This is a genomic window from Agromyces rhizosphaerae (genome assembly GCF_027925245.1).
Lineage (GTDB): Bacteria > Actinomycetota > Actinomycetes > Actinomycetales > Microbacteriaceae > Agromyces > Agromyces rhizosphaerae.
The window spans coordinates 1666557-1693164 of the sequence record NZ_BSDP01000001.1; the positions used below are offsets into that span (position 1 = coordinate 1666557).

Sequence of the window (26608 nt, forward strand, 5' to 3'; positions counted from 1 at the left end):
ACACCACCACCCCCAAGACCACCGGCCGGACCCCCGGCCGGATCGGACGGGGCGAGCTGGTGCGCGCGCTCTGCGCCGCATCCGCCCGCCCATCATCCGTGCGCACCCGCGCGGACCCCCAACACCCGTGACGCGACCGCGGCGCGGGAGGAAAGGAACACCATGCAGAAGCGACACCTCACCGGAGCCCTCGCGCTCGGTGCCGCCGGCGCCCTCGCGCTCACCGGCTGCGCCACGGCCGGCGACGCCGGCTCGGCCGACGAGGCGAACAACGAGATCACCATCGCCGTGTTCAACGGCTGGGACGAGGGCATCGCGGCCAGCGAGCTCTGGAACGCGATCCTCACCGAGCAGGGCTACGACGTGACCCTCGAGTACGCCGACGTCGCTCCCGTCTTCTCGGGCCTGTCGACCGGCGACTACGACGCCACGTTCGACGTGTGGCTGCCGCAGACCCACGCCTCGTACCTCGAGGAGTACGGCGACGACATCGCCGACCTGGGCGCCTGGAACGAGGAGGCCGCCCTCACCATCGCGGTGAACGAGGACGCCCCGATCGACTCGCTCGCCGACCTCGCCGACAACGCGGACGCGTTCGGCAACCGCATCGTCGGCATCGAGCCGGGCGCCGGCCTCACCGGCGCCGTCGAGGACTCGGTCATCCCGACCTACGGCCTGGAGGACATGGAGTTCCTCACCTCGTCGACCCCGGCCATGCTCGCCGAGCTGACCGCGGCCACCGACGCGGGCGAGAACGTCATCGTCACCCTGTGGCGTCCGCACTGGGCCTACGACGCGTTCCCGATCAAGGACCTCGAGGACCCCGAGGGCACCCTGGGCACCGCCGAGGGCATCCACACCTACGCCAAGGCGTCGTTCGAGGACGAGTTCCCCGAGGTCGCCGAGTGGTTCTCGAACTTCCAGATGGACAGCGAGCTGCTGTACTCGCTCGAGAACGCCATGTTCAACGAGAACGACACCGACGACTACCAGCCCATCGTGGCCGAGTGGATCGCCGACAACCAGGAGTGGGTCGACTCGCTCACCCAGTGAGACTCGGCTGACACCTGAACGGATGCCGCGGGCGGCGAGTGCCACCCGCGGCATCCGCGCGTCCGGGCCGCTTGCCTACCCGTACCGGCACGTGCCGTTCGCACGGGCCCGCGCTGCAGCACGTGCCGCTGTGATTCCGGCGGGCCGCTTTGATTCCGGCGGGGGGTGCGCACGCGCGACGCACGGGAGTAGGGTCGGCGGCGGGAGCCGGGGCGGGGGCCCGGGCCGGAGGGGGAACTCCGATGACCGACCAGCGCACCGACCGGGATGACGATTCCGGCCTGATGGAACCGCGGTTCCTCAGGCCCGGCGAGTCGACGCTCTCCGACCACGACGTCTTCCCCGAGCACGAGGAACTCCCGCAGACGGCGTACCAGATCGTGCACGACGAGATCATGCTCGACGGCAACGCGCGGCTGAACCTCGCGACCTTCGTCGGCACGTGGATGAACGACGAGTCGAAGAAGCTGGTCGTCGACGCCGCCGACAAGAACATGGTCGACAAGGACGAGTACCCGCGCACCGCGGCCATCGAGGAGCACTGCTGGAAGATGCTCGCCGGGCTGTGGAACGCGCCCGACCCGAAGCACACGATCGGCACGTCGACCATCGGCTCGTCCGAGGGCGCGATGCTCGGCGGCCTGGCGCTGAAGCGCCGCTGGCAGCAGGCCCGCCGCGCGGCCGGGAAGTCGACCGAGCAGCCGAACCTCGTCATGTCGAGCGCCGTGCAGGTGTGCTGGGAGAAGTTCTGCAACTACTTCGAGGTCGAGATGCGGCTGGTGCCCATCAGCGAGGAGCATCCGTGCCTCGACGGCAGCCAGGTCGCCGACTACGTGGACGAGCACACGATCGGCGTCGTGGCCATCATGGGGGTGACGTACACGGGCGCCTACGAGCCCGTGCAGGAGATCGCCGAGGCGCTCGACGCGCTGCAGGCCGAGACCGGCCTCGACGTGCCGATCCACGTCGACGGCGCCTCGGGCGGCATGGTCGCGCCGTTCATCCAGCCCGACATCGTCTGGGACTTCCGCCTCGAGCGCGTGCACTCGATCAACACGTCGGGCCACAAGTACGGGCTCGTCTACCCCGGCGTCGGCTGGGTCGTCTGGCGCAGCCGCGACCTGCTGCCCGACGACCTCATCTTCGAGGTCAGCTACCTCGGCGGCTCGATGCCCACGCTCGCGCTGAACTTCTCGCGGCCGGGTGCGCCCATCCTGCTGCAGTACTTCATGTTCCTGCGGCTCGGCCGCGAGGGGTACCGCGCCGTGCAGCAGGACTCGCAGGACGTGGCCAAGTACCTCTCGGCGGGCATCGCGGCGCTCGGGCCGTTCGAGCTGTGGAACGACGGCAGCGACATCCCGGTCTTCGCCTGGCGCCTGAAGGACGCGGACTCGCACAACTGGACGCTCTACGACCTGCAGGACCGCCTGCGCATGAAGGGGTGGCTGGTGCCGGCCTATCCGATGCCCGACGACCTCGCGGACGTGACGGTGCAGCGCATCGTCGTGCGCAACGGGCTCACGATGGACCTCGCCGACGAGCTCCTCGACGACATCCGCACGGCCACCGAGTACCTCGAGCAGCTGCAGACGCCGATGCCCGACACCGGCAACCGCGCCGCCTTCCACCACTGAACGGGCGGATGACTCGGGCCTGCGCCCGCGCCGATTCGGTCGTGACCGGCCGGTCTGGTATTCTGGCTCGTTGGCTGGGTACTTCCACTGCCCAGGCCGCGACAATCCCCCTCGAATCCATGCGATCCGTCGTGTGCGTTCGGTGGGGTGCGTCAGCAGACAAGAGACCTTGGGAGGGGCATCCGCCCCTCGGTATTGGAGGAAAGACCAATGGCAGCAGTGTGCCAGGTGACCGGAGCCGTTCCCGGCTTCGGCCACAACATCTCGCACTCGCACCGCCGGACGAAGCGCCGCTTCGACCCGAACGTGCAGAAGAAGACGTACTACGTGCCGTCGCTGCGTCGTAACGTCACCCTGAACGTGTCCGCCAAGGGCATCAAGGTGATCGACGCTCGTGGCATTGAGGCCGTCGTCAAGGACATCCAGGCTCGTGGGGTGAAGCTCTAATGGCGAAGCAGCAGGACATCCGCCCGATCATCAAGCTTCGGTCGACCGCGGGCACCGGGTACACCTACGTGACCCGCAAGAACCGTCGCAACAACCCCGACCGCCTCGTGCTCAAGAAGTACGACCCCGTGGTGCGCAAGCACGTCGACTTCCGAGAGGAGCGCTAGACAATGGCCAAGAAGAGCAAGATCGCGCGCAACGAGCAGCGCAAGGTGATCGTCGACCGGTACGCCGAGAAGCGCGCCGAGCTGAAGAAGACCCTCGTCGACCCGAACGCGACCGACGAGGCCCGTGAGGCCGCTCGCGTCGGCCTGCAGAAGCTCCCGCGCAACGCCTCGCCGGTGCGCGTGCGCTCGCGTGACGCCATCGACGGCCGCCCCCGCGGCGTGCTGACGAAGTTCGGCATCTCGCGTGTGCGCTTCCGCGACATGGCGCACCGTGGCGAGCTGCCCGGCATCACCAAGTCGAGCTGGTAGCCACTCCACGCATCCACGAAGGGCCGTCCCGATCTCGGGGCGGCCCTTCGTCGTCCCCGCGCCCGAGCGTTCCTCCTCTGCTCGCCACGCCGTGTGGAATTCTCGCGAACCCCCGGAAATCCGCGTGTTTCCGGGGATCTCTGTTACATTCGAGGCGGCCGATCGGCCACGGGGGATACCCATTCAGGGCGCCTCCGACACAACTGAAACAGCTGTACCGAAACAGTGAAGGTCCGAGGAGGACATCCAATGGCTGACAAGTCGCTGAACAAGACCGACCTCGTCGCGAAGATCGCGGCGGACACGGACTTGAGCCAGGCCGCCGTCGACAAGGTGCTCGGCAGCCTCTTCGACGTGATCGCGGAGTCGGTCGCATCCGACACCAAGGTCTCGATCCCCGGCTGGCTCGCCGTCGAGCGCACGCACCGTGCGGCGCGCACCGGCCGCAACCCGCAGACCGGCGCCGAGATCACCATCCCCGCCGGCTACTCCGTCAAGGTGAGCGCGGGCTCGAAGCTGAAGGCCGCCGCCAAGTAGGCGACACGCGACCTCGAGGGAGGGCGTCGGCTCCGGCCGGCGCCCTCCCTTCCGCATTCGGGCGGATGCGGCGGAAATCCGCGCCCTGTCCAGCGCTTAGGCTGGTCTGGTGCCCCGCTCCGCCCGCGTGTTCGGCCCCGCCGTACTGCTGACCGTCGCCGTCCTGGCGACGCTCGCGGGCCTCGTCGTCGGCGGCGGCGCCGAGCCGCTCCCCCTCCAGGACGCCGGCCCCGTGGTGCGCTGGGGCCTCCCGATCGCGAAGCTCTTCGTCAACCTCGGCGTCGCGGGCACGCTCGGCGGGCTCATCATGGCCGTCTGGGCGCTGACGCCGAAGCAGCGCGAGTTCGGCGCCGCGCTCGACGTCGCGGCAGCATCGGCGGCGGTCTTCACCGTGGCGGCCGCGACCACCACCCTCTTCACGTTCCTCAGCGTGAGCGGCGCCGCGCTCACCTTCGACGACCGCTTCGGCGCGGCGCTCGGGCAGTTCCTCACGACCATCGAGCTCGGCCAGGCGTGGCTCACCACGACGCTGGTCGCCGCCGCGGTGACCGTGCTCTGCTTCGCGGTGCGCAACCACACCGCACTGGTGTTCGTCACCGCGCTCGCGCTCGTCTCGCTGCTGCCGATGGCCGAGCAGGGGCACGCCGCGGGCACGTCGGGCCACGACCAGGCCGTCACCGGGCTCGGCCTGCACCTGGTCTTCGCCGGCGTCTGGCTCGGCGGGCTCCTCGTGATCGTGCTGCTGCGGGGCATCATCGAGCCGGGCCGCCTCCCGGTCGTCGTCGCACGCTACTCCACCGTCGCGCTCATCTCGTTCATCGTCGTCGCGTTCTCGGGGTACGTCAGCGCCGCGCTCCGGGTCGGCACGCTCGACCAGCTCGCGACGCCCTACGGGCTGCTCATCGTCGTGAAGCTCGTCGCGCTGCTCGCACTCGGCGGCTTCGGCGCCCTGCAGCGGCGCTGGCTGATCGGGCGGATGCAGCGGGCCGGCGCTTCCGGCACCGGCTCCGCCCGCACTCCCGGCGCGTTCTGGTGGCTCGTCGTCGGCGAGCTCGCCTTCATGGGCCTCGCCTCGGGCGCCGCAGCCGCCCTCGCACGCACCGCGACGCCCGTCGAGCAGGTGCCCGCGACCGACCTCGCGCAGCCGACCCCGGCCGAACTGCTCACCGGCGAGCCGCTGCCGCCGCCCCCGTCGATCGAGAACTACCTGACGCTCTGGAACTTCGACCCGCTCTGGGTGCTCGCCTGCGGATTCGGCATCTTCTTCTACGTCGCGGGCGTCGTGCGCCTCCGCCGTCGCGGCGACCGCTGGCCGATCTACCGCGCCGTGCTCTGGGTGGCCGGCATGCTGCTGCTCTTCTGGGTGACCAACGGCGGCGTGAACGCCTACCAGGAGACCCTGTTCTCGGCGCACATGCTCGCGCACATGCTGCTGACGATGGCGGTGCCGGTCATGCTCGTGCCGGGCGCCCCGGTCACGCTCGCCGCGCGCGCGATCCACGCCCGCAAGGACGGCAGCCGCGGCGGCCGCGAGTGGATCCTGCTCGCGGTGCACTCGCGGTTCGCCGGCGTCATCGCCAACCCGATCGTCGCCGCGGTGCTCTTCGCCGGGTCGCTCTGGGTCTTCTACTACTCGGGCCTGCTGCGCTGGGCGATGGAGGACCACATCGGCCACGAGTGGATGATCGTCCACTTCCTCATCACCGGCTACCTCTTCGCGCAGTCGCTCATCGGCATCGACCCGGTGCCGTACCGCCTGCCGTACCCGTTCCGGCTGCTGCTGCTGCTCGCCACGATGGCGTTCCACGCGTTCTTCGGCGTCGCGCTCATGATGGGCACGGGCCTGCTGGCCGCGGACTGGTACGGCGCGATGGGGTGGGGCACGGATGCCCTCGCCGACCAGGTGCTCGGCGGCGGCATCGCGTGGTCGATCGGCGAGATCCCGACGCTCGCGCTGGCGATCACCGTCGCGGTCCAGTGGTCGCGCAGCGACGAGCGCGAGTCGCGCCGCCGCGACCGGCACGCCGACCGCACGGGCGACGCCGAGCTCGAGGAGTACAACGCGCGGCTCGCGGCCATCGCCGAGCGCGACGCGCGCCGCTGACGGAAGCGCCTCGCAGCACGGATGCCGAGGGAGGCGCCAGGCCTCAGCGCAGCTCGATGGCGAGCGACCCGTCGGGCTTGATCCAGGTGGTGAGCGAGAGCACGATCGGCCGGTCCTCCTCGAGCTGCGAGAAGCTGCCGTCGAACAGCGACTGCACCTCGACCGAGATGTGCGCGGTGCCCTCGGTGCGCGGCATCTCGAAGGCGTCCTCTCCGGGCGTCAGCGTCACGACCGGGTACTCGACGATCGACCACTGCGGGGACGAGACGACGCGGTCGTCGATCACGATGCCGAAGGGGCATCCGCTCGGCTGCAGCACCGGCTGGGTCGCACAGGTCTCGGAGAGGTACTCGTCGACCTCCTCCTGCACGCGCTGCACGAACACGTCGGTCGGCGCGGTCACGACCACGACCTCGTTCTCGCCGTCGCGCACCACGGGCAGCTCGACCGGGGGCGCCGTGAGCAGCTGCGAGTCGTAGGCGAATTCGTACGCCGCCGGCGCCACGGTCAGGTACGGCGCCGACTGCGTGAACGCGGCGAGGTCGTCGCCGCTCTTGCCCACGCGCGTGTCGAGGGTGAGCGAGCCGACCTGGAAGAGGGCGCCGTTCTCGACGGTGACGTCGATCACCGCGAGCGGGCTCTCGGCGAACTCCCACCGGTTGAGCACGCCGTACAGCGGCTCGAGCGGGCGCACCACGTACGCCGACTCGCTGATCACGGTGCCGATGCGGTAGCTCGCGGTCACGACGTGCACGCCGTCGTCGCCCTCCACGTCGCTCAGGATCCGCACGTCCTCGGGGCCGTGGTCGATCACGCCCGAGCGCAGCAGCGCGGTCGACGTCGACGGGTCGATGCCGCGCTCCTCGAGCTCGGCGCTCGACAGCTCGACGCCCGGGGTGGCCATGACCTGCGAGATGTCGTCGTCGGCGATCGCCTGCAGGTAGCGCTCGACGAACGTCGACGAGCCGTACACGGTGCGGTTCAGCCCGCCCACGGCGGCCACGAACGCCACCACGAGCAGCACGGCGAGCAGCGACCAGCCGAGTACCGCCCAGACCGACACGCCGGGGGGTCGGTCGGTCTCGGTCGCCATCGCCCCAGTCTAGGGAGACGTGGTCACGCGATCCTGAGTGCCCGCGCGCGCCAGCTCGACGCGCAGCGCACGCACCTCGCGCGTCAGCTCGTCGACCTGGGCGCGCGTCGCGGCCTGCTCCGAGGCGTCGTGCTGGGCCACCCGGTCGACGATCCAGGAGGCGAACGACGCGGTGACCACCCCGAGCAGCGCGATGCCCGCGAACATGACGGCCGCGGCGACGAGCTGCCCGGTGGTCGTGACCGGCGTCATGTCGCCGTAGCCGACGGTCGTGATGGTGACGAGCGCCCACCAGAGCCCCTCGCCGAGGGTGTCGATGTCTCCGTGCCCCCGCTCGGCGTCGACCATCGCGAGCGCGCCGAGGTAGACGATGAGCACCGATGCGCCGATGGCGTACTGCACCACGCGCCCGCGGAACGCGCCGCCCGTCGTGCGCTGGAGGATCGCGAACAGCGCGACGAGCCGGATGAGCCGCAGCGGCCGGAGGAAGGGCAGCAGCACGATCGCGAGGTCGGGCAGGTGCGCACGGAACCACGGCCACCGCGGCGAGGCGAGCGAGAGGCGGACCACGTAGTCGACGAGGAAGGCGACCCAGATCACCGCCATGACCGACTCCGCGGCGGCGCGCTCGGTGCCCCGCAGGTCGGCGAGCACCTCCCACGAGTACGCGACGAGGAACACGACCGCGCACGCGAGCAGGGGCCAGTCGGTCAGCTTCCGCCAGCGCGCTTCGTCCACCGGGCGAGTGTAGCCACGCCCCGGCGCCGGCCGGCACCGCGTGCGGCGCGGGCCTGTGGAGAAGGCGGGGGCGGATGCCACGGGGCGCCCGCGGGCCCGGGGCCGCGAGACGCGGTTACAGTGGGGGCGTCCGTCACCAGTCGCCGGGAGCCGTCAGCTCGTGTCATCCGTCACCCTCACCCGCGAGCAGCAGGCCGTGTTCGCGATGATCGAGGGCACCCGCGACCACGTGTTCGTCACCGGGCGCGCGGGCACGGGCAAGTCGACCCTGCTGAACCACCTGAACTGGCACACCTCGAAGCAGATCGTGATCTGCGCGCCGACCGGGGTGGCGGCGCTGAACGTCGGCGGGCAGACGATCCACTCGCTGTTCCGCCTGCCGATCGGGGTCATCGCCGACCACGAGATCGAGCAGAACGACACGGTGCGCAAGCTCCTGAACGCGATGGACACGCTCGTGATCGACGAGGTGTCGATGGTCAACGCCGACCTCATGGACGCGATGGACCGGTCGCTGCGGCAGGCCAGGCAGCGGCCGCACGAGCCGTTCGGCGGGGTGCAGGTGGTGCTCTTCGGCGACCCGTACCAGCTCGCGCCGGTGCCGGGCGGCGACCGCGACGAGCGGTCGTACTTCGCCGACACGTACCGCTCGATCTGGTTCTTCGACGCGAAGGTGTGGCGCGAGGCCGACCTGCGCATCGTCGAGCTCGGCGAGATCCACCGCCAGCACGACGACGAGTTCAAGCACATGCTGAACGCGGTGCGGCACGGCATGGTCACCGCCGAGATCGCCGGCGTGCTGAACGACGTGGGCGCCCGCCGGCCGCTGCCGGAGGACGGGGCGATCACGCTCGCGACCCGAAACGACACGGTCAATCGGATCAACGCGGCGCGGCTGCACCGGCTGCCGGGCACGTCGAAGGGCAACCCGGCCGAGGTGAACGGCGACTTCGGCGGGCGGGCCTACCCCGCCGACGAGCTGCTCGAGCTGAAGGTCGGCGCGCAGGTCATGTTCCTGCGCAACGACGTGTCGATGGCGGGCGAGCCGCCGCGGTGGGTGAACGGCACCATCGGCACGGTCACCAACCTGAAGCGCGAACTGCGCGTCGAGATCGACGGCGACGAGGTCGAGGTCGAGCCGGCCACCTGGGAGAAGTTCAAGTACACGTGGGATCCGGTGCGCAAGCGCCTCGAGAAGGACATCGTGGCGGAGTTCACGCAGTTCCCGCTGCGGCTCGCGTGGGCCGTGACGATCCACAAGTCGCAGGGCGCGAGCTACGACACCGCGATCGTCGACCTCGGGCAGCGCGCGTTCAGCCCGGGGCAGACGTACGTGGCGCTCAGCCGGCTCACCGCGCTCGACGGGCTGTACCTGCAGCGACCGTTGCGCCCGAGCGACGTGATGGTCGACGAGCACGTCGAGCGGTTCATGGCCGGGGCGCTGCGGCAACTCGCGGGCTGACGGCCGCGACTGCACCTGCGGTCGTGAGACGGATGCCGCGAGCTCCCGTCGATCCCCATGGAGGGGGCCCGCGGCATCCGTGCCTAGTGGCCCGCGTGCTCCGAGTGGAGCTGCCCGTGCGGCACCGCGAGCTCCCCGGCCGCGGTGGCCGCGAGCGCGGGGGTGGCGAGCGCGGCGGTGAGGACCGCGCCCGCGAGCATGCCGACCAGCGCGGGCCAGCGGTCGATCGTTCCCTGCCGAGGCGATCGCTCGCCGGGCACGCGCAGCGGTGCACGCAGTCGGAGCGCCGCCGCCGTGGCCGGCACGACGAGGAAGGCGCACGCCGCCAGCAACGGCCCGCCCGGGATGCCGAGCGCCGGCAGCAGGCCGGAGGACGCCGCGGCGGCGGCCGCGAGCAGCAGGACCACGACGACGGCGAGCGTCGTGCGCGGGAGCACGACGCGCCCGGCGCGCAGCGCGGCCACGCCCGCGCCGAGCGCGGCGACGCCGAGCCCGGCCAGGGCGAGCCCCGTGCCGCCCACCGCGCCGGCCGCGAGCGCCGCCAGCACCAGTCCCGCGCCGATTCCGGCGAGACCGGGCCAGCTGCGGAACACGCCGGTCGCGGTCCGGGCGCGCGAGGGCGCGCCCGGGGTCCGCGTCGGTGCGGCCGTCATGGTCATGCGGTCGCGACCCGGGCGGAGCGCTCCGCGCCGAGACCCGCGCCGACGAGCACGATGGCGCTGGCGAGGTGGAGGAAGTGGTCCGCCGTGTTGAGCGCCAGCACGTTCGCCGCCGTCCCGGCGAGGAAGAAGCCGGCGATCCCGAGCAGCAGGTAGGCCCCGCCGACCGTGGTGTTCGTCGCCTTCGCGGCGGGGACGCCGGCGAGACCGGCGATGAGCAGCGCCGCGCCGATCAGGATGTGGGCGATGTTGTGCAGCGGGTTCACCTCGAAGATGCCGAGGAGCAGCCCGCCCTCGGTGGCGAACAGCCCGACCCCGCCGGTGACGGCGAATCCGAGCAGCCCGACCAGTACGTAGACGGCGCCGAAGACGGTGCCGACGAGTCGGTTCGGTGACGTGATCATGAGCGGTGCCTCCTGTTCGGCGCCCGGCGTGCCCGGGCGTTGCGAGGGATTCGGTGCGGGGCGCCCATCGGATTGGGTTCGGCGGGCGCCGGATCGCGCTGCTCGCGACGTCAACCCCGGCCGCCGGCCGCCCGGCCCGGGATAGAATCCGCAGGAGCAGGTCTGAGGGGGCTGGATGGCTGTTCGTTCTGGAGCACTACGTGCCGTCGTGGCGACCGTCACGACGGTCGCGCTGCTGCTCATCGCGGGGTGCACGGGGGCTCGCGGGGCGGCGGAGTCGCCATTCGACCAGGTCGACGGGCTCATCGGCGGCGACGTCGCGGACGAGCTCCGGTCGACGCTGACCGAGGCGATGGAGCGCTCGGGTTCGAGCGGTGCGATCGCGGGCGTCTGGGCTCCCTGGTCGGGGTCGTGGGAGGTCGCGGTCGGCACCACGACCCCCGACGGCGACACCCCGGTGAGCACCGACATGTCCTTCCGGGCGGGGCTCATCACCACCGGCATGGCGTGCACGGTGCTGCTGCGGCTCGTCGACGAGGGCAAGGTCCAGCTCAACCAGCAGGTCGGGCCGGTCGTGGGCGTGCCCGGGCTCGACGGCATCACCTTCGCCCAGCTCTGCCAGCAGACCAGCGGGCTCGGCGACTACTACGGGCCGATCCGCCGGTACCTCATCAGCAACCCCGAGCGGGTGTGGCCCGCCGCGGAGCTGCTCGCGAGCGGGCTCGCGCGCGACCGCGCGGGAGAGCCCGGCGAGAAGTGGTCGTACTCGCGCACCGCGACCATCCTGCTCGGCATCGCACTCGAGGAGGCCACCAACACCGAGTTCGCGGAGCTGCTGGCCCGCTACGTGTCCGGCCCGCTCGACCTGGGGGGCACCGCCCTGCCGTCGCCGACCGACGTGGAGCTGCCCGGCGCTGCCGCGGCGGGACTCGTCGCCACCCCGGGCGGCGAGTCGAGGTGCACGACGCTCAGCGACGTGAGCAACCTGTCGTCGTCGGCCGGCTACGCCGCCTTCGGCGCGATCTCCAACCTCGAGGACCTGCGCGTGTGGTCGCGGGCGCTCGCCACCGGCGTGCTCCTCTCCGAGCAGAGCGCGTCGGCCCAGTGGGCGACGGTGCCGAGGGGCACCTCGGCCGAGTCGTGGGAGTCGTACGGGCTCGGCGCGAGCGAGTTCGGCCCGATGCGCGGCATCGCGTCGGAGATCCCCGGGTCGCTCACCGCGGCCTACGCCGACCCCGAGACCGGCCTCACGGTCGTCGTGGCCCTGAACAACTCGACCGCCGGCGTCGACTTCGTGCGCAGGACGGCGCTCGCGCTCGCCTCGATCGGCTCGAAGGCGGATGCCGCCGAGGGGCGCGAGATGCCGCTGGTGGAGCTGCCGTGGTCGGTGGAGCAGATGCTCGAGGCGATGCGCGAGCAGGGTGTCTGCGAGCCGTCGGCCGCGGACGAGTCGGACGAGTCCGAGGGCTGACCCCGAGGCATCCGCCCCGCCGGTCGTGTAGACCGGAGTCGTCCGAACGAGGGGAACGGGCGACATGACGATCGACTACAGCGGGGTGGCGCGCACCAAGGACCCGGCCCGCACGAGCGAACGGCTGCTGCGGATGCGACACCGGCTGCGCGAGCTGCACGACAAGCGCACCGAGGGGTCGCTGATGCTCGCGACCTGGAACATCCGCGACTTCGACGGCAACCGCTTCGGGTGGGGTCCGCGGCTCGACGAGACCTTCTACTACCTGGCCGAGGTGTGCGCGTGCTTCGACCTGGTCGCCGTGCAGGAGGTGAACGACGACCTCGCGCCGCTCGAGCGCCTCGTCGAGATCCTCGGCCCGGCCGAGTGGGACTGGCTGGTCACCGACCTGACCGAGGGCAGGGCGGGCAACGGGGAGCGGATGGCGTTCCTGTACCGGCGCTCCCGGGTCTCCTTCCGCCACATCGCCGGCGAGGTGGTGCTGCCCGAGGGGCAGCTGATCGTGGGGGCGAAGCAGCTGTCGGAGGCGTCGGAGGCCGTCGCGGAGGGCGAGGCGCCCGCGGCGGTGGGCGAGGTCGCGGGCCGGCAGCAGTTCGCGCGCAGCCCGTTCCTCGTCGCGTTCCAGGCCGGCTGGTTCAAGTTCAGCCTCTGCACGGTGCACATCTACTACGGCGACGAGTCGGGCGACCAGCTCGAGCACCGGGTGAACGAGATCAGGGGGCTGGTCGACTTCTTCGCCGACCGGCAGGACGACGAGGCGAAGGAGCGTCGGCGCCGCGCGGAGGCCGCGGGCACGCCCGGGCACGACACGCGGCTCGACGTCGAGAACTACATCCTGCTCGGCGACTTCAACGTGGTCTCCCCTGGCCATCGCACGATGGAGGCGCTCGAGCGTCGCGGGTTCACGGTGCCGCCCCAGATCAACGGCGACGCGATCCCCGACCGCGACCACTTCTACGACCAGATCGCGGTGCGCACGAAGGACGAGCGCTTCCAGGTGCTCGAGGGCGGCATCGTCGACATGTTCGCCGACGTGTTCGGCGACGACGACGGCGACGTCTGGGCCGACGACGTGACCAAGCGCGACGACGACTCCGACGACCCCGACGAGGTGCGCAAGCGCTACGCGAAGTGGCGCAGCTGGCAGATGTCGGATCACAGCCCGCTGTGGATCCGCATCGACACCGACTTCGCCGACGAGTACCTCGAGTCGGTCGGCGCGCGCGGCTGAGGCGGGTCAGCCGACGCCGGCGGATGCCGCCGCCAGGCGCCCCTGGAGGCGGCGGATCGCGGCCAGCGACTCGGCCAGTTCCGCGTCGTCGCCGAGCAGTCGGCGCAGGATGTCGCGGGTGGCCGCCTCGGCGGAAGCGAGCGCCGCGCGGCCCGGGTCGGTGAGCACCACGAGCGACGAGCGGCGGTCGGCGGGGTTGGGCCTGCGCTCGGCGACGCCTGCCCGTTCGAGCCGGTCGACCTGCTTGCTCGCGGCGCCGATGGTGACGCCCAGTTCGTCGCTCAGCTCCTGCACGCGGCCGGCGCCGTCGTGCCGGTCGAGCACGCGCAGCGCGAGCAGGGTGCCGAGCCCGACGTCGCCGCCGCGCACGAGTTCATGCTCGACCGCGTTCCAGAGGTCGGTCTCGAATCGGACCACGGTGTCGAGGAAGTCCATGTCGGTGGCAACGCGGTCGTCACTCAGAACATTCCCCGGAATATACTTCCCGTTCGTGCAGTTGACTCGAGCGACGGGGCGACCGCCCCGGAGACGAGAGGGGACCGACATGGACGCGAGCAGCGCAGAGCAGCGCAAGGCCGACGTGATGGCGTTCTACGACCAGATGTTCAACCGTTCGGAGCCGCGCGAGGCGATCGAGCGCTACGCGGGCGCCGAGTACATCCAGCACAACCCGGAGGTGGGCGACGGGAAGGAGGCGTTCATCGAGTACTTCGAGCGCATGGCGCGCGAGTACCCGGGCAAGCACGTCGAGTTCAAGCGCGCGTTCGTCGACGGCGACCACGTCGTGCTGCACTGCCACCAGACCTGGCCGGGCGACCTCGAGTACGCGGGCATCGACATCTTCCGCCTCGACGCCGACGGCAGGGTCGTGGAGCACTGGGACGTGCTGCAGGTGATCCCCGCGACCTCGAAGAACGACAACGGCATGTTCTGACCGGCCCTGTGGGCGGCTGACGGATGCGGGCGGGTCGACCCGTCGCATCCGCTCGTCTGTCACCGGACTGTAATCCCCGTCGCAGCAGAGGACCGGGTGGATGAGCGAGGCTTGAGGCATGCGTAGAGCCATCGCCGCCGCAGCCCTGCTCGTCGTCGCCCTCACCGGGTGCGCGGCCACCACCGCCGCGCCCGAGCCGGTCACGACCGGCGAGGTCGTCGACTACGGGTTCGAGGGCGTCACGCTCGACGGCGCCGCGTTCGACGGCGCCGAGCTGCAGGGCGCGCCCGCCGTGCTCTGGTTCTGGGCGCCGTGGTGCCCCACCTGCCGGGCGCAGAGCGGCAACGTGTCGGCGCTCGCCGAGCAGTACGCGGGCGAGGTCGCCGTCGTCGGCGTCGGCGGGCTCGACGACGGCCCGGCGATCACCGAGTACGCGAACGGCGTGCCGCACGTGACGCACCTGCTCGACCCCGAGGGCGAGGTGTGGCGCCACTTCGAGGTCGCGCGGCAGAGCACCTACACCGTGCTCGACGCCGACGGGGCGATCGTGTTCGAGGGGTACCTCGCCGACGACGCGCTCAACGAACTCGTCGCGGGCCTGGCCGAGGGGTAGTCCGTGGACGCCGGAACGGTGGGGCTCGCGCTCGGCGCCGGCATGCTCGCCGCGCTCAACCCGTGCGGGTTCGTGCTGCTGCCCGCCTACCTCTCCCTCTTCGTGCTCGACGGCCGGGAGCGCACCCGCCGCGTCGCCGCGCTGCGCGCGCTGCGCGCCACGGCCGCGCTGACCCTCGGGTTCGCCGTGGTCTTTGCCGTGTTCGGCCTGGCCGTTGCGCCGGTCGCCGCCTCGGCGCAGGCGTACCTGCCGTGGTTCACCGTGGTGCTCGGCGTGGCCGTCGCGGGCGCCGGCCTCTGGGTGCTGTTCGGCGGGAAGCTGCCCGCACTCCGGATCGGCCGGTTCGGCGGCCGCGACCGCCCGATCACGGCGAGCTGGCTCTCGATGACGCTGTTCGGGATGAGCTACGCGGTGGCCTCGCTCACCTGCACCATCGCGCCGTTCCTCGCCGTGGTCGTCGCCGCCTTCCGCTCCGGCTCGATCGGCGCGGGCGTCGCGCTGTTCGTCGCCTACGCGCTCGGCATGGGCGTCGTGGTGGGCGCCGCGGCGCTGGCGGTCGCGCTGGCGCGCGACGGGCTGATCACCCGGATGCGGGGGGCCGGCGCCTGGCTGCCGCGCGTCGGCGGTGCGGTGCTGCTGCTCGCCGGCGCCTACGTGGCCTGGTACGGGGCGTGGGAGCTGCGCGTGCTGTCGGGCGGCGAGGCCGCCGACGTGATCGTGGCGGGTGCGGCGGCCGTGCAGCAGTGGCTCGCGGCGCAGGCGGAGTTCATCGGGGTGGCGGGCATCGCGGTCGTGCTCGCGCTGCTCGTGTTCGTCGCGGTCGTGCCGCGGCGGCGCCGGCGTGCCGCGGAACAGGCGGATGCCGCGGAGCGGGCGGATGCGGCGGAGCGGGCGGATGCCCCGGAGGCGTCCGACGCCCCCGCCGAGCTCGTGCAGGAGGACGAACCCCGGGCGTGACGCCCGGTCAGGCCAGGATCTCGTCGAGGTGGCGGCCCGCGGCCGCGACGTCGAGACCGCCCGCGCGGAACGCCACGTAGCCGTCGGGGCGGAGCAGGTACACCGCGCCACCGCGGGCCCGCCCGAACACCCCCGCGCTGCCCGGCCTGCGCATCCCGGAGACCGTGCGGTGCAGCACGATCGGGTCGGGGTGCAGGGCGAGCGGATGCCGCGCGGCGACCTCGCGGCAGGCGGTGCGCGCGCTCGCCGGGACGTCGCCGACGAGCAGCAGCCGGAAGCGCGCCGGGTCGAGCAGGCGGTGCAGCGAGACGGGTTCGCCGCCGACCACGACCGGCAGGTCGGGCACGCGGTCGCCGGGTGCGGGACCACCCGCGATCGGCGCGCCGCCCGAGGCGCCGAGCGGTCCGCCGGGGTAGCCGATCACGAGCTCGGAGACCGCGCGGAACGCGAGCCGCCGCAGCGGGCGCAGCCGGGTCACGACGGGCGCCGCCCGGCCGATCACGCGCGAGCGCAGGAAGCCCGCCACCGGCGCCCGCGACGTGGCGGCGCCGAACGCACGACCGGTCGCCTCGAGCACCGCGCGTGCCACCGGCATCCGCTCGCTCGCATAGCTGTCGAGAAGGCCGGGACCGGATGCCCCGTGGTGCACGAGCCCGAGCTTCCAGGCCAGGTTCACGGCGTCCTGGATGCCGGTGTTCATGCCCTGGCCGCCCGCCGGCGTGTGGATGTGCGCGGCGTCGCCGGCGAGGAAGACGCGACCCGAGCGGAACGACCCGGCCTCGCGGTTCGCGACCTGGAAGTCGGTGAGCCAGACCGGGTCGCGCAGCACGATCGACTCGTCGCTGTAGCGCGCGATCACCCGCTGCAGCGTCGCCAGGGTGAGCCCACCCTCGTCGACGCCGTCGGGCAGCAGGGTGAGCATGCGCCAGGTCGCGGGGTGCTCGAGCGGGAAGAAGAACGCGAGCCCGTCCTCGGCGAGGAAGAGGTGCGCGCGCCCGCGCTCGAGCCCGTCGGCCTCGAGGTCGGCGAGCGCGAACGCCTGCGGGAACGGGCTGCCGGTGAACGGGATGCCCATCGCGTCGCGCACGGCGCTGTGCGCCCCGTCGCATCCGATCACCCAGCTCGCCGTCACCAGCTCGTCGCCAGCGGGCCCGCGCAGTCGCGCGTCGGCCGCATCGCCGCGATCGACCAGGCCGAGGAGGGTCGTCTCGCGCTCGACCGTCACGCCGAGCGCGGTGAGTCGTTCGAGCAGCAGGCGCTCCGAGTCGCCCTGCGCGAGGAAGAGGATGAACGGGTAGCGCGTCATGCCCGGCCCGGCCTCGAAGATGCCGATCGGCCCGCCGCCGGCGGGGGAGTGCAGCTCGAACATGACGTTCGGGTTGCCCGCGGCGACGAGGTCGTCGGCCACGCCGAACGCATCGAGCACCTCGAGCGTGCGCGCCTGCACGGCGAGGGCGCGGGACTCGTGCACGTGGTCGGGCGCCCGATCGATGATGCGGAACGGGACGCCCGCGGCGTGCAGCGCGAGCGCGGCGGCGAGGCCGGTGGGGCCGGCGCCGACGATCAGCGCTGGCGTGTCGGCAGGGGCATCCGTCTCGGTGGCGTCATCGGCGACCATGCCGCCAGACTACGGCCCCGCCGCCCTGCGGTTCCGGGCGCCATGCACCACATGAGGGTGGGATGGCAACCCCGGGCGGTGGAACGGACGCCCGTCGTAGGGTGAGTGCTTCGCACCCGACGCGGGTGCGGGGGGAGGTGCAGGCAGTGGGCGGATCGGGTTCCGGGCGCTGGGGGCGGTTCCACGAGCGGTTCATCGTCGAGGTCCGGTACCTCCCGGCCGGAGGGCGCACGGCGTTGCTGGTCACCGCCGCCGCGCTCGTCGTCGCGGGCGTCGCAGGATTCCTCGTGGTGCTCGACTCGGTGCTGGAGGCCGACGACCTCTCCGCCATCGACGCCCCGGTCGAGGCGTGGCTCGACTCGGGACGCGACGAGTGGCTCACGACGTTCATGATCGTGCTGGCGATCGTGTTCGGACCCGTGGCGATGCCGATCGTGATCCTCGTGACCACGGTGACGTGGGGGCTGCTCGCGAAGCACGCGTGGCGGCCGCTGCTGCTCGCCGGCGGCATGATCCTCGGGGTGGTCATCGTGCAGGTGCTCGCGCCCGTCATCGGCCGTGATCGCCCGCCCGCCGAGGACATGGTGCTCGAGTTCGACCCGACCTCGTCGTTCCCGTCGGGGCACGTCATGGGGACCGCCGACTTCCTCTTCCTCAGCACCTACCTCGTGTTCTCCCGCCACCGGAGGCCGCTCGTCACGGGGCTCGCGTTCGCGGCATCGGCGTTCATCGTGGCCCTCACCGCGGCCTGCCGGATCTACCTCGGCTACCACTGGGCGACCGACGCACTCGCCTCGATCATGCTGTCGCTCGTGGTGCTCGGCGTCGTGATCGCGGTCGACACGTTCCGCACGGTGCGGACGGGCACGCCCGAGCAGGTCGCCGAGGCGGACCGTCGACCCGAGGCCTGGGGGCGCGATGAGCGCGGATGAGGACGGCGGCGGCGCGCACGCCCCGGCCCCGGTCCGCGTCGGGCGGCATCCGTGGCTCATCGCCGGTGTCCTCGCCCTGCTCGCGGTGGCGCTGCTCGGCGTGGTGATCGTGGTCGCAGAGGGGCGCGCGCCGTTCCCGTTCGAGGTCGACCTCATGTCCGCGCTCGCCGCGGCCCGCACGCCCGCGGTCACGCAGGCGGCGCTGCTGCTCGACCTGCTCGGCAGCGGCCGGCTGTCGAACGTGATCTTCCCCATCGCCATCGGCGTCGCGCTGCTGCTGTGGCGCCGACCGTGGGCCGCGCTCTACTTCGGCATCGCCGTGCTCGCGAGCGCCGGCGTCACGCGGCTCGTGAAGGTGCTGGTCGGCCGCGTGCGCCCCGAGGACATCCTGGTCACGCCCGACTTCGGCTCGTTCCCGTCCGGGCACAGCTCCGCGGCCGCGGTCATCGCGACGGCGCTCGGGCTGGTGTTCCTCCGCACCTGGGTGTGGGTCGCCGGCGTCGCCTGGACGGTGCTCATGATGCTCAGCCGCATGTACCTCGGCGCGCACTGGCTCAGCGACACCATCGGCGGTCTGCTCATCGGCGCGGGCGTGGCGCTCATCGCCTGGGCACCGCTCGCGGAGCGGCTCTACCGCGAGGACCGGATGCCGCATCCACCCGTGTGGCGGAGGGCGGGCGCGCGTCCGGAGTGACGGGGCCGGCTACGCGTCGACGGCCGACCCGCGCAGGATCGACGTCATCTTCTTGCCGCGGGCGACCTCGTCGACGAGCTTGTCCATCCAGCGGATCTGCTGCATCAGCGGGTCCTCGATCTCCTCGACGCGCATGCCGCAGATCACGCCGGTGATCTGGTCGACGTTCGGGTGCATGCGCGGGGCCTCGGCGAAGAACGTGCGCATGTCGACCTCGTCGTCGATCGCCTTCGCGAGGCCGGCGTCGTCGTAGCCGGTGAGCCACGTGATGACCTGGTCCACCTCGGCCTTCGTGTGGTCCTTGCGCTCGACCTTCGTGACGTAGAGCGGGTAGATGCTCGCGAAGCTCATGCCGTAGATGCGGTGTTCGCTGGCCATGGGGTCCTCCTCGCGTCGGGAATGCTGCATCGATGGTCGCACAGTCCGGCGACCCCGACGTCTTCGTCGGCGGCCCGACGCCGCGTCGACCGCGACCTACTCGTCGGCCGCCAGGTCGGCGAGATGCTGTTCGTACGCCCGCCGGTGCTGCCAGCTCTGGCTCATGCCCGCGAACATCGCGGGCGGCATCTGGTCGGCGGGTATCACGAGGTCGCCGTCCACGGGCCATCGTCGCAGCAACTCGGGATGGTAGCCCTCGGGGTAGTACTCGGCCGGGTCGATCTCCTGCTCGCGCACGAACGGCTCCTGGATCTCCTCGCGCGAGGTCGGCGGGTGGGGCACGACCAGCTGGCCGTCGTCGAAGTCGAACTGCGGGGCGCGGCTGTTCGGGTAGTCCGGGAGGATGCCCTCGCGCACCCAGATGTCGTCCGCGTTCACGTTGACGACGATGCCGTCGGGTGCTCCGAAGTGGAACGGACCCTTCCAGTGGTGGCGGATCTCGGCGACGGTCTCCTCGTTGACATACGGGTCGAACGGCATGTGGGTGGTCATGAACAGCCGGGGCTGCACCTTGCTGGCCAGGTAGCCGGCCGCGTATCCCGGCGTGTGGTGCGTGTCGATGGTGTAGCGCCCGAGGAACGGCGGCACCCCCTGCACGCCGGAGGAGATCGCCACCAGCTCGGTCTGCGTCTCGGTGATGTAGACGTCCGCGCCGGCGGCGTACTGCTCGTCGAGGCGGCTGGGCCTGCCGTCGCCGGTCCAGACGACGCTGAGCCCGTTCCAGTCGAGCCGGTACCCGGAGGCGCCGTCCTTCGCGTGGGACCGCTGCCAGTGGATCACCCGGACGCCGTTCTCGTCGTACACGACGCCGCCGTTGTCCCGGAAGTCGAACTCGTTCACCTCGATGTCGTGGCCCTGGCCGACCGGGAACACGCTGAACGCGTCGCGGTGCCAGCCCAGCATCCGCTGCATCCCGTCCACCATCGCCGCCGTGCCGTACTCGGGGTCGCGACCGGAGGGCCCGAACACCCGCAGCTTCTTGTGCCAGCGACCCGCCCAGCCGCCGAACATGTAGAGGTAGGGCAGCGAGCCGAAGTGGTCGACGTGCAGGTGGGTGATGAACACCTTGTCGAGCTCGTTCAGCGCGAACCCGGCGGCGATGTAGTTGGCGACCGCCCCCTCGCCGAAGTCGAAGATGAAGTTCTCGCCGTTGCCGAGCTGCACCAGGATCGAGGTGTTCATCTGGCCGGGGCGGATGAACGGCGCGGTGCCCATGAAGATGATCCGCATCTCGTCCGGCTGCACCTCCTCGGTGCGGGGGAACCAGTTCGACGCGCTGGCGATGCCCGGCGTCGGGTTGATGCCGTCGAACATCAGGCCCTCGCGCCAGCGCCCCATCGGGACGCCGCCGGTGAGGGCGGCCCGGATCTGGTCGGGGGATGAGGATTCGCTCATGTCGCACCTCCGCGGACGACGTCGGCCGGTGCGCCCCATTATCCTCGCGTGCGGTCCGCGGTGCCAGACGCAAAAGGGCCGGTCAGGGCCGAAGTTCAGCGGGCATCGCGTGGGAAGGGTCACCACTGCGGAGCGGGCGCGGAGATCGGCTGTCGATGACGCGTCTCGATGTCGGAGCCGATGACGGGAATCGAACCCGCGCTGTCTGCTTGGGAAGCAGAAGTTCCTAAGTGGCGGTTCATAGTGGCTCACTCGGGCTCACGAGCCGCGGAATCCCGCGGAACGTGAAACGCAGTGAGTTCCGGTGAACTCGGCAAAACCGTGAGTTAACCGTGAGCGCCCGTCGCCGTGGAGCGATCCGCAGTGTCGAGACGGTCCTCCTGCTCGTTCTATTCAGGGGAGCCGTTATCCTCAGCACCTGCCCTCTGCCCTCTGCCCTCGGGTCTGGTGCACGAGCCTTTGCGCGCGATCCAAAGTTGAGCAGCACTCGGATAACGATCTCCGTTTCGTAACGTCTTGCGGACAGATCCTGGGCTCGGGTCTCCGGGCGAATAGGTTTCTCTCGCGCTGTCCGGCTCGTGACAGTTGGATCGGGTGGAGTGGTTGTGCGGCCTATCTGGCGTCATGGCGTTCGTTGTGTGCTTTCCGTTGCTATTGTCGGGGTGTTGACGGGCTCGCTGGTGCAGCCGGCATTCGCAGAGGAGCCCACTTCAGATCCGGTGGCAGCGCCGTCCGTGGAGCAACTCGTGGAGTTGCCGCCCGCGCAATCGGCGGAGTCGGCCGAGGACGCGGTAGCTGCGACTTCGCTGGAACCAACGCTTGACGTGGGCGATTTCGAGCCGGACGTTGCGGCCGGTTCCGCGGCCGAGGAGCCGGAGGCTGCGCCCGGTGAGGTGGAGACGTCGACCGACGCGGAGGTGCCATCGCCGGGCGATGCGGGGTTCCCTGGCGAGTCGCAGATCCTCTCCCGGTCGGAGTTCTCGAACACCTATGACATGGGTCAGGGGGAGCGATTCACACAGGTGTCGCTGGCACCGGTGAATGTCCGAGTCGGTGGGAAGTGGTTGCCGATCCAGACCGCGGTGGCTGGGACGGGGTTCTGGTCGTTTCTCGGGATTGGTGGCGGTGAGGTGTGATTCGGCCTGGGTTTCGTTCCGTCCTCTAATTCAGGATGGATGACGATGCCGAAGAAGTTTGAACCCGAGATGCGCGAGCGAGCGTTGCGGATGCTCGCTGAGGCGATGCCGTCGCATGTGAACAAGACCGCCGCGGTGCGGCATGTCGCCGATCTGCTCGGGATGAGCCCCGAAACGCTGCGGACCTGGGCGCGCCGGGTTGAGGTGGACGAGGGCCGCGCCGCTGGCACGCCGACGGACGTGCTCGAGGAGAATCGTCGCCTGAAGCGCGAGGTCGCTGAACTGCGCAGGGCGAACGAGGTGCTCAAAGCGGCGAGCGTGTTTTTCGCGAAGGAGCTCGACCGACCCTCGACGAGATGATCCGGTTCATCGACGAGCACCGGGATCGTTTCGGGGTCGAGCTCATCTGCCGGGTGCTGCGCCCGGCCGTGCGAGGGTTCGTCACCGCCCGCGGGTACCGGGCGGCGAGGGCCCGTGTGCCCTCGGCCAGGGCGTTGCGCGATGAGTTGCTCATACCGGAAGTCGCTCGACTGCATGCGGAGAACTACGGCGTGTACGGGCGCCGCAAGATGCACGCCCTGCTGTGCCGGCAGGGCTGGGATGTCGGCCGGGACCAGACCGAGCGGCTGATGCGGCTGGCCGGAGTCCGTGGAGTGCGGCGGTCGAAGAAGATTTTCACGACGAAGCCCGATCAGGCGCAAGCCAAGCCGAAGGATCTCGTCCAGCGACGGTTCACCGCACCCGGTCCGCGGCGGCTATGGGTGGCCGACGTCACCTACGTCGCCACCTGGTCCGGGTTCGCGTACGTCGCGTTCGTGACCGACGTGTACTCGCGCCGGATCGTCGGCTGGAACGTCGCCGCCACGTTGAAGGCAGACATCCTGCCGTTGCAGGCGCTGAACATGGCCGCGTGGGCCGCCGGCGGGAACCTGGACGGGCTGGTCCATCATGCCGATCACGGGTCGAACTACCTCGCCGTGGTGTACACCGACCGGATCGCCGAGCTCGGCGCGCAACCGTCCACCGGAACCGTCGGCGACTCGTACGACAACGCCCTCGCCGAAGCCGTCAATGGGCTCTACAAGACCGAGCTGATCCGCCGCCGCGGGCCATGGCGGACCGTCGAGCAGGTCGAACTGGCCACCCTCGAGTACGTGTGGTGGTGGAACAACCAGCGGCTGCACGGCGAACTCGACCTGCGCACCCCGATCGAGGTCGAGCAGGCCTACTACGCTGACCAAGAATCAGGCCTGCCGGCAACCGCCGGACAGGGAAACCGATAGGAACGAAACCCAGGCCGAATCACAGTCTCCCGCGGTTCTGTGCACCCCGTTCACGGGCTGTCGACCCGATTCACGGGGCGGACCAGCGTGGTCAACGTGGGCAACAGCTCACGTGTCCTGACGACTGTCTGGCGCACATCCCGCGGTGGAAAGCCATGGTGGAATCGAGGCATGAGGTGACCCGAGAGAACTCTGGCGCGAACCCCGCTGACGTCGAGGCGGTTCTTCGGCGAGTAGCACGGTCGCTAGATCTGAAACTCGGGCGGGTGACAATCGATGTCGATGAACCAGACGTCACCTTGCTCAAGTACACGCTTGCGCAGGTCGAGGTAGCGCTTGTGGAGTCGGGTCGGAGATCCGAGCTAATCCTCATCCAGTTCTCGGTCGGTCAACGTTTGTTCCGATGCATATGCTCCAGAGCGGACTTCCTCAGACGAGGGCAGCGAGCCCTTCGACGCCTCGGCCGTATGCGCTCACGGCCTGCTGACGGTGCGGGACCCGAGGCGCGAGTCTTCGCTGGCCTCGGTCGCACATGGGTGGTGCATCAGACCAATGAGCCTGAGCCGATAGTGCGCACATGGAAGCGGTTGGAAGCTGCGAGGGAGGCCGTGTGGGCGGAGGATCTCATTAGCGTGAAGGACGTCAGGGATCAGATTCCGGACGAGTACGACGATCTCGCGCTCCTCATGGTCCGCGCCCAGGACGATGGCTGGGACGAATCAAAGATTCTCGAGGTGGTCACACAGCGAGTCATTGGTGAGTACTCGATTGATACGCCAGGGACAGCTGCGGCAGTCGCTTTTGCGGACTCGGCGAAACGGATCGTTTCGGACTACTTCTCACGGCAACGACGTTGGGAATAGCTGTCGCGCGTCGCCTCGAGCTTCCATCGGGCGGGTGAGCGGTGGCTCATTGAACCGTCACCCGTCTGGTGGAGGCAGGGATCTCACGCGACGGTGATGTCGTGCCGGCGCAGAGAGTATACGAGAGCCATCCTAGAACGGGGCTGCAGGGATGACCGTGTCTGGACAACCCGGCCGGAAACCGGCCGGCGAGCACGGTCGTGCCGGTGTGTCGGAGGAGGATCAGCGGACCCGTCGCGGGCGCGGACGTGTGAGGGTCTGGACCCATGGAAGATAGGTGCGCGTTCATCCCTCGTGCGCGCCGGCGGGGCCCTTCCACAGGGTTGAGTGCGGTGTACTCAATAAAACAAGTTGAATCAATAACCGTGAGTAAACCGTGACGCGACGGAAACGAATTGAATTGACGAACATCGATATGCCGACGAAAACATGCGCTGATCAGGCCAAATTCACGAAGAGCCGATGACGGGAATCGAACCCGCGCCGTCTGCTTGGGAAGCAGAAGTTCTACCATTGAACTACATCGGCACGTGGCATCCGCCGGCTTGTGGCCACTCGGATGCGACTGGGACATCCTAGCAACCGCGCGCGGCGGTTCGGGCCGCTAGGCGGCGTTCACCTCGATGCCGGCCGAGTCGGCCACGTCGCGTCGGGCGCGCCGGGTGACCAGGCGCCCGGCCATGCCGTAGCGCGCGGCGAGGGCCTCGAGCGTGCCGCGGGTGTCGTCGTCGTCGAGCAGCACGGCATGCGCCTCGACCGCCGCCCCGGTCGGCACGCCCCGCATGGAGCAGGGTGCGACGGTGACCCGCGACCCGTTGCGGATGCGCTTGACCTTGCCGGTGTTCCGGGCGGTCCAGATGCGGATGCCCGTGCCGCGATCGGTCTCGACGGGCACCGCCCAGACGGGCGTGCCGACTCCGGTGCCGTCGCGCTTGAACGTGGTCAGCAGCACGTACTTCGCGTCGCGCACCGCCTGGAAGTCGCGGTCGGTGGTGCTGGGGGCATCCGGACGCTCGGCTTCGGTCATGCGAGGCAGACTAGCGGCCGAGCAGCTCCAGCGCGCGGTTCTTCAGGAAGCGCGCGAGCGCGCGCGGCCCATGCGTGGCGGACTCGATGAGCCAGTACCGCCGGATCGCGCGCTGCATCGGCCGCGCGTAGCGTGCGAAGTCGCCCGCCTCGCGCGCCTCGGCGAATCGCTCGAGCGAGAGCGCCGACATGCGGCGGCGCTGCCGGATCAGGGCGGCCCGTCGCCGGGTCACGACCGTGCGATCCGGCGCGACCCGCTTGCGCGGCACGCTGCGGCCGCGCCGCAGGTCGTCCGCCAGGCGCACCGCGAGCCCGATCCTGCGGTGGCGATAGTTGCCGCCCTGCGAGGCTGCGGCGTCGTCGGCCGTCAGCGGCTCGAGGTCGGCATCGCCGCGCGCCGCCGCACGCTGGAGCAGCTCCCCGACCTGCTCGTCGCGGACCAGCACGACGTTCGTTCCGCGACTGTCGGGCTCGTACTGCGGCAGCCAGGCATCGGCGAACGCGACGTCGGCCGACTCGGCGAAGACGTCGTCGCAGAAGTTGCACGCCTCGGGCTGGAAGGCGCCGAAGCCCCAGGACGTGTCGAACGCCGAGCCGGTCCGCCGTCGGATCGGCTCGTGCACGCCGCGGGCGGTCACCTCGTAGTCGTAGTTCCCCGACGAGCGCTCCGGGTCCTTCACGCGGAAGTCGATGCGCTCGAGGTCCTGCGGCGCCACGCCCGCCTGCCAGGCGAGGGACTCGGCGTAGAACGTCGACTTGAGGTGCCCGCAGACGAGGCCGACGAACACCGCGAGCTGCTCGCCGAGGTCCGGCAGCTCCCGGGCGAGGTGGCGCGCGGCGGTGATGAAGCACGGCACCCCGACGACCGCGTAGCGCCGCCCGTCGCCACGGACCCGTTCGAGCACGTCGGCGAGCGTCGTCGCCGCGTACATCGACTTCCGCGACGCGAGCACCTCCTCCTCGGTGGTGGAGATCGTGTAGCCGAATCGCTGGTCGCCCTCGGGGCGGCCGACGTGGAGGACGCCGTCGACCCGGCCCTCGCGCAGGAGCTCGACGAGCAGCAGCGACGTCAGCCCGCCCGAGCTGCTCTGCATGACCTCGGTGTCGGAGGAGATCCGGCCGGCGACGACGTCGCGGACCGCCCCGAGCCGGTCGTCCGTCGGCAGGTCGGGGAAGCGCTCGCGCGTCAGCTCGTCCTCGTCGACCGAGTCGTCGGAGAACGGGCAGACGCGGCTCGCCGCACGCACCGCGCCGGCGTCGGCGTCGCCGAGCCGGGCCTCGTACACGCCTCGGCGCCCGATCGTGACCGGGATCGCTCCCGACGTGCGCACCGAGCAGGCGCCGCACCCCACGCACATCCCACGCGCGATGACTTCCTCGATGCCGTGCGTCATGCCGCTCCTCAGCTGC

28 protein-coding genes, 1 tRNA gene and 1 other annotated feature are annotated in these 26608 nt (G+C 70.8%); of the genes, 18 read left to right on the forward strand and 11 right to left on the reverse strand.

Translation table 11 applies throughout. The features are described from left to right. Window positions 1-162 precede the first annotated feature (162 nt). From QMG39_RS07830 to QMG39_RS07860, 7 genes are all read left to right on the forward strand, one after another. Window positions 163-1053 (forward strand): glycine betaine ABC transporter substrate-binding protein, encoded by an 891-nt coding sequence (locus QMG39_RS07830; RefSeq protein ID WP_281883758.1) that lies wholly within the window; start codon window positions 163-165, stop codon window positions 1051-1053. Window positions 1054-1295: 242 nt separating this feature from the next. Next, window positions 1296-2687, forward strand: coding sequence for a glutamate decarboxylase (gene gad, locus QMG39_RS07835; protein WP_281883760.1), 1392 nt, complete (start codon window positions 1296-1298; stop codon window positions 2685-2687). Between the two features lie 210 nt (window positions 2688-2897). Then, window positions 2898-3134 (forward strand): 50S ribosomal protein L28, encoded by a 237-nt coding sequence (gene rpmB, locus QMG39_RS07840; protein WP_136708936.1) that lies wholly within the window; start codon window positions 2898-2900, stop codon window positions 3132-3134. Next, window positions 3134-3301 carry a 50S ribosomal protein L33 gene (rpmG, locus tag QMG39_RS07845; RefSeq protein ID WP_021760158.1) on the forward strand — a complete coding sequence of 56 codons (168 nt, stop codon included), beginning with the start codon at window positions 3134-3136 and terminating at the stop codon, window positions 3299-3301. The genes rpmB and rpmG overlap by 1 nt, the downstream gene beginning before the upstream one ends. A gap of 3 nt (window positions 3302-3304) precedes the next feature. After that, the gene (rpsN, locus tag QMG39_RS07850; RefSeq protein ID WP_281883778.1) at window positions 3305-3610 is read left to right on the forward strand and encodes a 30S ribosomal protein S14; all 306 of its coding nucleotides are present in this window, start codon (window positions 3305-3307) and stop codon (window positions 3608-3610) included. A gap of 249 nt (window positions 3611-3859) precedes the next feature. Next, window positions 3860-4147, forward strand: coding sequence for an HU family DNA-binding protein (locus QMG39_RS07855; protein WP_281883780.1), 288 nt, complete (start codon window positions 3860-3862; stop codon window positions 4145-4147). A gap of 109 nt (window positions 4148-4256) precedes the next feature. Beyond that, on the forward strand, window positions 4257-6251 hold the full coding sequence (locus tag QMG39_RS07860) for a bifunctional copper resistance protein CopD/cytochrome c oxidase assembly protein (RefSeq protein WP_281883783.1): 1995 nt from the start codon (window positions 4257-4259) through the stop codon (window positions 6249-6251). Between the two features lie 43 nt (window positions 6252-6294). On the opposite strand, the gene QMG39_RS07865 is transcribed toward QMG39_RS07860, so the two are convergent. Next, entirely contained in the window at window positions 6295-7344 is a 1050-nt protein-coding gene (locus QMG39_RS07865) for a hypothetical protein (protein WP_281883785.1), read from the reverse strand. A 9-nt stretch (window positions 7345-7353) separates the two neighbouring features. Continuing rightward, the gene (locus QMG39_RS07870) at window positions 7354-8082 is read right to left on the reverse strand and encodes a potassium channel family protein (protein ID WP_281883787.1); all 729 of its coding nucleotides are present in this window, start codon (window positions 8080-8082) and stop codon (window positions 7354-7356) included. Window positions 8083-8242: 160 nt separating this feature from the next. On the opposite strand from QMG39_RS07870, the gene QMG39_RS07875 reads away from it, so the two are divergent. Continuing rightward, window positions 8243-9544, forward strand: a complete 1302-nt coding sequence (locus tag QMG39_RS07875) for an ATP-dependent DNA helicase (protein WP_281883789.1) — start codon at window positions 8243-8245, stop codon at window positions 9542-9544. An 83-nt stretch (window positions 9545-9627) separates the two neighbouring features. Here the strand turns inward: QMG39_RS07875 and QMG39_RS07880 are convergent, their stop codons facing one another. Both QMG39_RS07880 and QMG39_RS07885 read right to left on the reverse strand, forming a co-directional pair. Further along, window positions 9628-10197: a hypothetical protein gene (locus QMG39_RS07880; RefSeq protein WP_281883792.1), complete on the reverse strand. Its 570-nt coding sequence runs from the start codon at window positions 10195-10197 to the stop codon at window positions 9628-9630. A gap of 2 nt (window positions 10198-10199) precedes the next feature. After that, window positions 10200-10607 (reverse strand): DUF4383 domain-containing protein, encoded by a 408-nt coding sequence (locus QMG39_RS07885; RefSeq protein WP_281883794.1) that lies wholly within the window; start codon window positions 10605-10607, stop codon window positions 10200-10202. 208 nt (window positions 10608-10815) lie between these two features. Between QMG39_RS07885 and QMG39_RS07890 the strand changes: the two genes are divergently transcribed. Then, complete coding sequence (locus QMG39_RS07890; protein WP_281883796.1) at window positions 10816-12078, forward strand: serine hydrolase domain-containing protein; 1263 nt, start codon at window positions 10816-10818, stop codon at window positions 12076-12078. A gap of 64 nt (window positions 12079-12142) precedes the next feature. After that, on the forward strand, window positions 12143-13309 hold the full coding sequence (locus QMG39_RS07895; protein ID WP_281883798.1) for an endonuclease/exonuclease/phosphatase family protein: 1167 nt from the start codon (window positions 12143-12145) through the stop codon (window positions 13307-13309). Window positions 13310-13315: 6 nt separating this feature from the next. Here QMG39_RS07895 and QMG39_RS07900 read toward each other — a convergent pair whose 3' ends face one another. Further along, window positions 13316-13744 (reverse strand): MarR family winged helix-turn-helix transcriptional regulator, encoded by a 429-nt coding sequence (locus QMG39_RS07900; RefSeq protein ID WP_281883800.1) that lies wholly within the window; start codon window positions 13742-13744, stop codon window positions 13316-13318. Window positions 13745-13853: 109 nt separating this feature from the next. On the opposite strand from QMG39_RS07900, the gene QMG39_RS07905 reads away from it, so the two are divergent. The 3 genes from QMG39_RS07905 (at window position 13854) to QMG39_RS07915 (ending at window position 15813) form a co-directional block, all read left to right on the forward strand. Then, on the forward strand, window positions 13854-14243 hold the full coding sequence (locus QMG39_RS07905; protein WP_281883803.1) for a nuclear transport factor 2 family protein: 390 nt from the start codon (window positions 13854-13856) through the stop codon (window positions 14241-14243). Window positions 14244-14361: 118 nt separating this feature from the next. Continuing rightward, window positions 14362-14856: a redoxin family protein gene (locus tag QMG39_RS07910; RefSeq protein WP_281883805.1), complete on the forward strand. Its 495-nt coding sequence runs from the start codon at window positions 14362-14364 to the stop codon at window positions 14854-14856. Between the two features lie 3 nt (window positions 14857-14859). Next, window positions 14860-15813, forward strand: a complete 954-nt coding sequence (locus QMG39_RS07915; RefSeq protein WP_281883807.1) for a cytochrome c biogenesis CcdA family protein — start codon at window positions 14860-14862, stop codon at window positions 15811-15813. A 7-nt stretch (window positions 15814-15820) separates the two neighbouring features. Here the strand turns inward: QMG39_RS07915 and QMG39_RS07920 are convergent, their stop codons facing one another. Beyond that, entirely contained in the window at window positions 15821-17431 is a 1611-nt protein-coding gene (locus QMG39_RS07920) for an FAD-dependent monooxygenase (protein WP_281883809.1), read from the reverse strand. A 146-nt stretch (window positions 17432-17577) separates the two neighbouring features. On the opposite strand from QMG39_RS07920, the gene QMG39_RS07925 reads away from it, so the two are divergent. Together QMG39_RS07925 and QMG39_RS07930 are read left to right on the forward strand one after the other, a co-directional pair. Next, window positions 17578-18363, forward strand: a complete 786-nt coding sequence (locus QMG39_RS07925) for a phosphatase PAP2 family protein (RefSeq protein ID WP_281883811.1) — start codon at window positions 17578-17580, stop codon at window positions 18361-18363. Continuing rightward, complete coding sequence (locus QMG39_RS07930; protein WP_281883813.1) at window positions 18350-19057, forward strand: phosphatase PAP2 family protein; 708 nt, start codon at window positions 18350-18352, stop codon at window positions 19055-19057. The genes QMG39_RS07925 and QMG39_RS07930 overlap by 14 nt, the downstream gene beginning before the upstream one ends. Before the next feature lie 9 nt (window positions 19058-19066). On the opposite strand, the gene QMG39_RS07935 is transcribed toward QMG39_RS07930, so the two are convergent. Together QMG39_RS07935 and gntH are read right to left on the reverse strand one after the other, a co-directional pair. Continuing rightward, window positions 19067-19435, reverse strand: a complete 369-nt coding sequence (locus QMG39_RS07935; RefSeq protein WP_281883815.1) for a DUF2200 domain-containing protein — start codon at window positions 19433-19435, stop codon at window positions 19067-19069. A gap of 96 nt (window positions 19436-19531) precedes the next feature. Next, window positions 19532-20890: a guanitoxin biosynthesis MBL fold metallo-hydrolase GntH gene (gene gntH, locus QMG39_RS07940; RefSeq protein ID WP_281883817.1), complete on the reverse strand. Its 1359-nt coding sequence runs from the start codon at window positions 20888-20890 to the stop codon at window positions 19532-19534. Between the two features lie 734 nt (window positions 20891-21624). Here gntH and QMG39_RS07945 point away from each other — a divergent pair. The 3 genes from QMG39_RS07945 to QMG39_RS07955 all read left to right on the forward strand — a co-directional run bounded on the left by QMG39_RS07945 (window position 21625) and on the right by QMG39_RS07955 (window position 24172). After that, window positions 21625-22026 (forward strand): hypothetical protein, encoded by a 402-nt coding sequence (locus QMG39_RS07945; protein ID WP_281883819.1) that lies wholly within the window; start codon window positions 21625-21627, stop codon window positions 22024-22026. Window positions 22027-22071: 45 nt separating this feature from the next. Beyond that, window positions 22072-23309 (forward strand): IS3 family transposase gene (locus QMG39_RS07950; RefSeq protein ID WP_373878349.1). Its coding sequence is split into 2 segments (ribosomal slippage): window positions 22072-22357 and window positions 22357-23309, totalling 1239 coding nucleotides; the frame shifts between segments, so codons are not numbered across the junction. Then, window positions 22344-22457: a sequence feature (AL1L pseudoknot), on the forward strand. (Overlaps the previous gene by 114 nt.) Before the next feature lie 632 nt (window positions 23310-23941). After that, a complete protein-coding gene (locus tag QMG39_RS07955) occupies window positions 23942-24172 on the forward strand; it encodes a hypothetical protein (protein ID WP_281883821.1) in 231 nt (76 codons plus the stop codon). A 457-nt stretch (window positions 24173-24629) separates the two neighbouring features. Here QMG39_RS07955 and QMG39_RS07960 read toward each other — a convergent pair. The 3 genes from QMG39_RS07960 to QMG39_RS07970 form a co-directional block, all read right to left on the reverse strand. Continuing rightward, a tRNA-Gly gene (locus QMG39_RS07960) sits at window positions 24630-24700 on the reverse strand. Between the two features lie 76 nt (window positions 24701-24776). After that, window positions 24777-25199, reverse strand: a complete 423-nt coding sequence (locus QMG39_RS07965; protein ID WP_281883823.1) for a PPOX class F420-dependent oxidoreductase — start codon at window positions 25197-25199, stop codon at window positions 24777-24779. A gap of 10 nt (window positions 25200-25209) precedes the next feature. Continuing rightward, window positions 25210-26592: a Coenzyme F420 hydrogenase/dehydrogenase, beta subunit C-terminal domain gene (locus QMG39_RS07970; protein ID WP_281883825.1), complete on the reverse strand. Its 1383-nt coding sequence runs from the start codon at window positions 26590-26592 to the stop codon at window positions 25210-25212. Window positions 26593-26608: the final 16 nt, after the last annotated feature.